Origin of the sequence: Streptomyces sp. FH025 (genome assembly GCF_017427025.1) — a bacterium.
In the GTDB taxonomy this organism is placed as follows: Bacteria; Actinomycetota; Actinomycetes; order Streptomycetales; family Streptomycetaceae; genus Kitasatospora.
On the sequence record NZ_JAFLNG010000570.1, the window covers coordinates 1 to 5155 of the forward strand.

A 5155-nucleotide genomic window follows, 5' to 3' on the forward strand; every position below is an offset into this window, starting at 1 on the left:
TGCCGGTGTCTTCCGGGGTTTGACGCCCCGTCCGACGTTTCAAACTCTAGCCGATCCCCGCTCCGAAAAGCGAATCCAGCCGCAATCCGATAAAACGCGCACGCCGAATAAGCACCGAGCCGCAACGCGAGAAAGCGAAAGCGACCGGCACGAACCGGGAAGTGGTGTTTCAGAGGATTGGCCGCCCCGGGACCGTCCGCGCATGTGCGTGTCCGGTGCTCCCTGCCGAGCGACTAGAGAACACTACCCCTCTCCGGCGCCCCGGGCAAACCGGCCCCGGAGACGACCCGGGTGGAGAGCCCGCAGCCCGGCTTCACGTACTCGCCGTTGGGGTGGTCGTTGCCGGTGACCCAGTGGCGGGCGGTGGCCTCGTCGCGGCCGCCGTCGCGGTGGCGGCGGAGCAGGCGCTCCTCGCGGACGTCGTCCTCGGTGTGGACGTACCAGAGCTCGCGCAGCAGGCGGCGGGCGTCCGGCCAGGGGGTGTCGGTGGCGGCGAGGTAGTTGCCCTCGGTGATGACGAGGCGGGTGTGCGGGTGGACGACGTGGCGGGCGGCGACCGGTTCGTCCAGGGTGCGGTCGAAGTCGGGGACGTAGATGTCCTGGAAGCGGTCGGTGGCGATGCGGCGCAGCAGGGCGACGTAGCCGTGGGCGTCGAAGGTGGACGGGGCGCCCTTGCGGTGGGTCAGGCCGAGGCGGTCCAGCTGGGCGGCGGAGAGGTGGAAGCCGTCGAGCGGGACGTAGGCGGCGGTGCCCGGGCCCTCGACGCGGTCGATCCCGGCGACCAGGCGGCGGGCCAGGGTGGACTTGCCGGCGCCGGGCGGGCCGACAAGTCCGAGGATCGTACGGGCGTTGCTGCCCGGGCCGCGGAGGAGTCCGAGGGCAAGGGCGGTGAGGCGGTCCTCGTTCATGGCCGCACCCTACTCACTCGTTCCGGCCGGGCGTCCGGTCTCAGGCGAGGGCGGGCAGGTCGAGGGTGAGGGTGCCGGCGTCGGCGTCGAGCAGGGCGGGGATGCCGAGCGGGACGGTGAGGGTGGACGGGCAGTGGCCGAAGCCCAGTTCCCAGAGCACGGGCACGCCGAGTCCGCCGAGGCGGTCGAGCATCACCTGCCGGACGCGTTCGGGCCGTCCGCAGCCCTCCCAGGAGCCGAGCGCTATGCCGGCCACGCCGTCGAGGGCGCCGGAGCGCAGGAACTGGGTGAGCAGCCGGTCGAGTTGGTACGGGTGCTCGTTGACGTCTTCGAGGACCAGGATGCCGCCCTCGTAGGAAGGGCGGGCGGCTGGTGTGCCGCGCTCGGCGGCGAGGACGTGGACGCATCCGCCGGCGGTGATGCCGCGGGCCCGGCCGGGAACGAGTGCGGTGGCGGTCGGCGAGGTGAGGACGGTGGTGGTGGCGGGGTCGAAGAGGGTGCGGCGCAGGTGCTCGGCGGTGGGTCCGTCGTTGATGAAGGAGGCGGCGGAGGCCATCGGCCCGTACAGGGTGGCGAGTCCGAGGCGCTGCGCGAAGGCCTCGTGCAGGGAGCTGACGTCGCTGAAGCCGATGAAGGGCTTGGGCCGCGCCGCGCGCATCGCCGTCCAGTCGAGCAGGTCGACCATGCGGTGGACGCCGTAGCCGCCGCGGGCGCAGATGACGGCGTCGACGGTGGGGTCGAGCCAGGCGGACTGGAGGTCGGCGGCGCGGTCGGCGTCGGTGCCGGCCAGGTAGCCGAGGGTGGGGTGGGTGTCGAGGACGTGCGGGGCGACGGTGACGCGCAGGCCCCAGGAGCGCAGGATCGCGCAGCCGGCGGTGAGCCGCTCGGAATCGATCGGGCCGCTGGGGGCGATGACGGCGATGTGGTCGCCGGGGCGCAGCTGCGGCGGGCGGGTCAGTCCCTGGCCGGGTGCGGTCGGGTGCTGGTCCATGGACCGGGCCTTTCGGGAAGGAGTGGGGGCTGGCGGGCGGCCTCGTGCTGTGGTCGAGGCCGCCCGTGACGATATGCCCCCGTGTCGGCCGCTCGATGTCCGTGGCCCGGCGGGCCCGCCGACTCGAGGGGCCCGCCGGGCCGGCGAGCCGGTTGAGGCCCCTTCAGATCGCCCCCATCACCTCCCGCACCTCGGCGAGAGTGGCGTCGGCGATGGCGTTGGCACGCTCGGCGCCGTCGTGCAGGACCTTCCGCAGGTGGCCGCGGTCGGCGGCGAGCTCGGCCCGGCGGGCGCGCAGCGGGCGGAAGTGCTCGTTGACGGACTCGGTGACCGTGCGCTTGAGCGCGGCGGCACCGCCGGCGCCGATCTCCTCGGCGACCGTCTCGGGGGCGCGGTCCTGGCAGAGCGCGGCGAGCAGGACCAGGCCGGACACCTCGGGGCGGTTCACCGGGTCGTAGGTGATGTGGCGGTCGGCGTCGGTCTTGGCACCGCGGATGATCCGGGCGGTCTCGTCCTCGGTGGCGCCGAGGGAGACGGCGTTGCCGCGGCTCTTGCTCATCTTGCCGCCGTCCGTGCCGAGCAGCATCGGGGCCTCGGAGAGCAGGGCCCGGGGGCGGGGGAAGACGGCGCTGCCGTCGGCGTGCGGGTAGCGCTCGTTGAAGCGGCGGGCGACGGTGCGGGCGACTTCGAGGTGGGGCAGCTGGTCCTGGCCGACCGGCACCAGGTCGGCCTTGCAGAACAGGATGTCGGCGGCCTGGTGGACGGGGTAGGTGAACATCAGCCCGTTGACGGCGGCCTGGCTGGAGTGGGCGATCTCGTCCTTGACGGTGGGGTTGCGGCTCAGTTCGGCGACGCTGACCAGGCTGAGGAAGGGCAGCAGCAGCTGGTTGAGGGCGGGGACGGCGCTGTGCGCGAAGATCGTGGCGCGCTCGGGGTCGAGGCCGGCCGCGAGGTAGTCGAGGACGAGGTTCTCGGTGTGCTCGGCGAGCCGGTCGGCGATGTCGCGGTCGGTGATGACCTGGTAGTCGGCGACCAGGACGAACATCTCGACGCCCTGGTCCTGGAGGCGGACGCGGTTGCGCAGGGTGCCGAAGTAGTGGCCGAGGTGGAGCGGGCCGGTGGGGCGGTCCCCGGTGAGGACGCGGTGGGCGGCCGGGTCGGTGATCGGACCTGCGGTGGCCGGTTCGTCGGCGGTCGGCGCGGTCGCGGGCTCGGTCGCCACGGCGGCGGCGGGGTTCGGGACGGTGGCGGTCATCGGGTTTCTCCCTCGGTACGGCGGCGGTGGTGGTGGCCGTCCGGGGCGAGGGGCCCGTCCCGCGGGGAAACGCAGCAGGGCCGTCCATCCCGGACGGCCCTGCTCAGGCGAGTGTGGTGGCCGTCCTAGGACGGCCACCAGCACAGGCTCGTGAAGCTCTTCATGGCTCCAACGATAGCGTCAGTCCTCCACGATCAGCGCGGGGGTGTCCTTGCGCAGCGTCTCGCCGCGGAAGAACTCCGGCCGGATCACGCCGTACCAGGTCATCAGCCCGGCGCCGAGCAGCAGGATCCCGACGCCGATCACGAACACCGAGCCGATGCCGAAGACGGCGCCGCTGCCGTAGTCGGGGGCCCAGGCGTCGGTGAGGGTCTGCAGGAAGACCGCGCTCAGCAGGAGGCCGCCCAGCAGCGGGGCGACGCCCTTGAGCATCAGGTCGCGCACGCTGGTGCGCAGCGAGCGGCGGAAGTACCAGACGCAGGAGAAGGCGGTCAGTGCGTAGTAGAAGCAGATCATCAGACCCAGCGCCAGGATGGTGTCCTGGACGACGTTCTCGCTGATCAGGCTCATGCCGACGTAGAAGACGGCGGTGGCGATGCCGGCCGCGACGGTGGCGTAGCCGGGGGTGCGGAAGCGCGGGTGGACGGCGCCGAAGCGCGGCGGCACGGCGCGGTAGGCGCTCATCGCGAGCAGGGTGCGGGCCACCGGGATGAAGGTGGTCTGCAGGCTGGCGGCCGCGCTGGCGACGACGGCCAGGAAGAGCAGGATGCTCCACGGCGAGCCGAGCACCGGGCGGGCGAGCGCGGCGAAGACGTTGTCGGCGGTGGCCGGGTTGCCGAGGCCGCTGCCGGTGGTGCCGACGCCCGCGAACATCTGGGCGGAGATCGCGACCAGCAGGTACGAGCCGACCAGGGTGACCATGGAGATCATCGCGGCCCGGCCGGGGGTCTTGGCGCTGCCGAGGGTCTCCTCGTTCATGGTGAGGCAGGTGTCCCAGCCCCAGTACATGAAGATCGACAGCGACAGCCCGGCGGTGAACGCGCTGAACGAGCTGACCTGGAGCGGGTTGAGCCAGGAGAACGAGAAGCCGATCGAGTCCGGCAGGTCCCCCGCGGCGGCCTTGCCGATGGCGATGGCCGAGAAGAGCACCAGCACGGCCAGCTGGAGGCCGACCAGGCTGTACTGGAACCACTTGGTGGCCGTCATCCCCCGGTAGCTCATCGCGGTGGCACCGGCGATCAGCAGGACCACGGTGAGCAGGTGGACGGCCTTGTTCTGGTCGAGGTCGGCGACCCACCCGCTGCCGGTCATCTCACCGAGCATCAGGTAGAGGAAGTTGGTCGCGACACCGGCCAGGTTGGAGAGCACGATGATCGTCGCGACGGTCAGTCCCCAGCCGGCCATCCAGCCGACCCGGGGGCCGAAGGCCTTGACCGTCCAGGTGAAGGACGTCCCGCAGTCCGGGAAGTCCTTGTTCAGCTCCTTGTACGCGAACGCGACGAGCAGCATCGGCAGGAATCCCGCCAGAAACACCGCGGGCATGTGGACGCCGACCGCGGTGACGGTCGGTCCGAGCGTCGCGGTCAGGCAGTAGACCGGGGCGACCGTCGAGACGCCCAGCACGACGCTGCCCAGCAGGCCCACCGAGTTGCCCCGTAGACCCTTGTCCCCCGCTCCCCCAGCCGTCCCCTGATCGGGAACTCCACCACTGGCGCCACTGACCGGGGCACCCTGCGGAGCGCCGGGCGCCATTGCCCGGCCGCTGCTTGTGTGCTCTGAGAGCTGCTGATCAAACACTCGCGCACCCTAGGCGGGAGGGTGGAAGGTTGAGTAGACCAACTCTTGGTGATCTAAACCACGTGTTTCGATTCGTTCTCGGGACACCCGATCGAGGTGGAGCATTAACGGCCCGTTGGCCCATGTACCTTTGTTTCGAAGGAGTTAGGCCAAGGTAATTTCCCCCTTAGGTCAAGGTTTGAGATGGTTTGCCCCTCGGGCACG

4 protein-coding genes are annotated in these 5155 nt (G+C 71.4%); all 4 read right to left on the bottom strand.

Annotation, left to right across the window (positions count from 1 at the left end; translation table 11 throughout):
* Window positions 1–233: 233 nt before the first annotated feature.
* A complete protein-coding gene (locus J0670_RS29550) occupies window positions 234–908 on the bottom strand; it encodes a nucleoside/nucleotide kinase family protein (RefSeq protein WP_207814761.1) in 675 nt (224 codons plus the stop codon).
* Between the two features lie 40 nt (window positions 909–948).
* Window positions 949–1899, bottom strand: a complete 951-nt coding sequence (locus J0670_RS29555; protein WP_207814762.1) for an LD-carboxypeptidase — start codon at window positions 1897–1899, stop codon at window positions 949–951.
* A 163-nt stretch (window positions 1900–2062) separates the two neighbouring features.
* Window positions 2063–3154, bottom strand: a complete 1092-nt coding sequence (gene trpS, locus J0670_RS29560; RefSeq protein WP_207814763.1) for a tryptophan--tRNA ligase — start codon at window positions 3152–3154, stop codon at window positions 2063–2065.
* Between the two features lie 180 nt (window positions 3155–3334).
* Window positions 3335–4906, bottom strand: coding sequence for an APC family permease (locus J0670_RS29565; protein ID WP_207814764.1), 1572 nt, complete (start codon window positions 4904–4906; stop codon window positions 3335–3337).
* Window positions 4907–5155 lie beyond the last annotated feature (249 nt).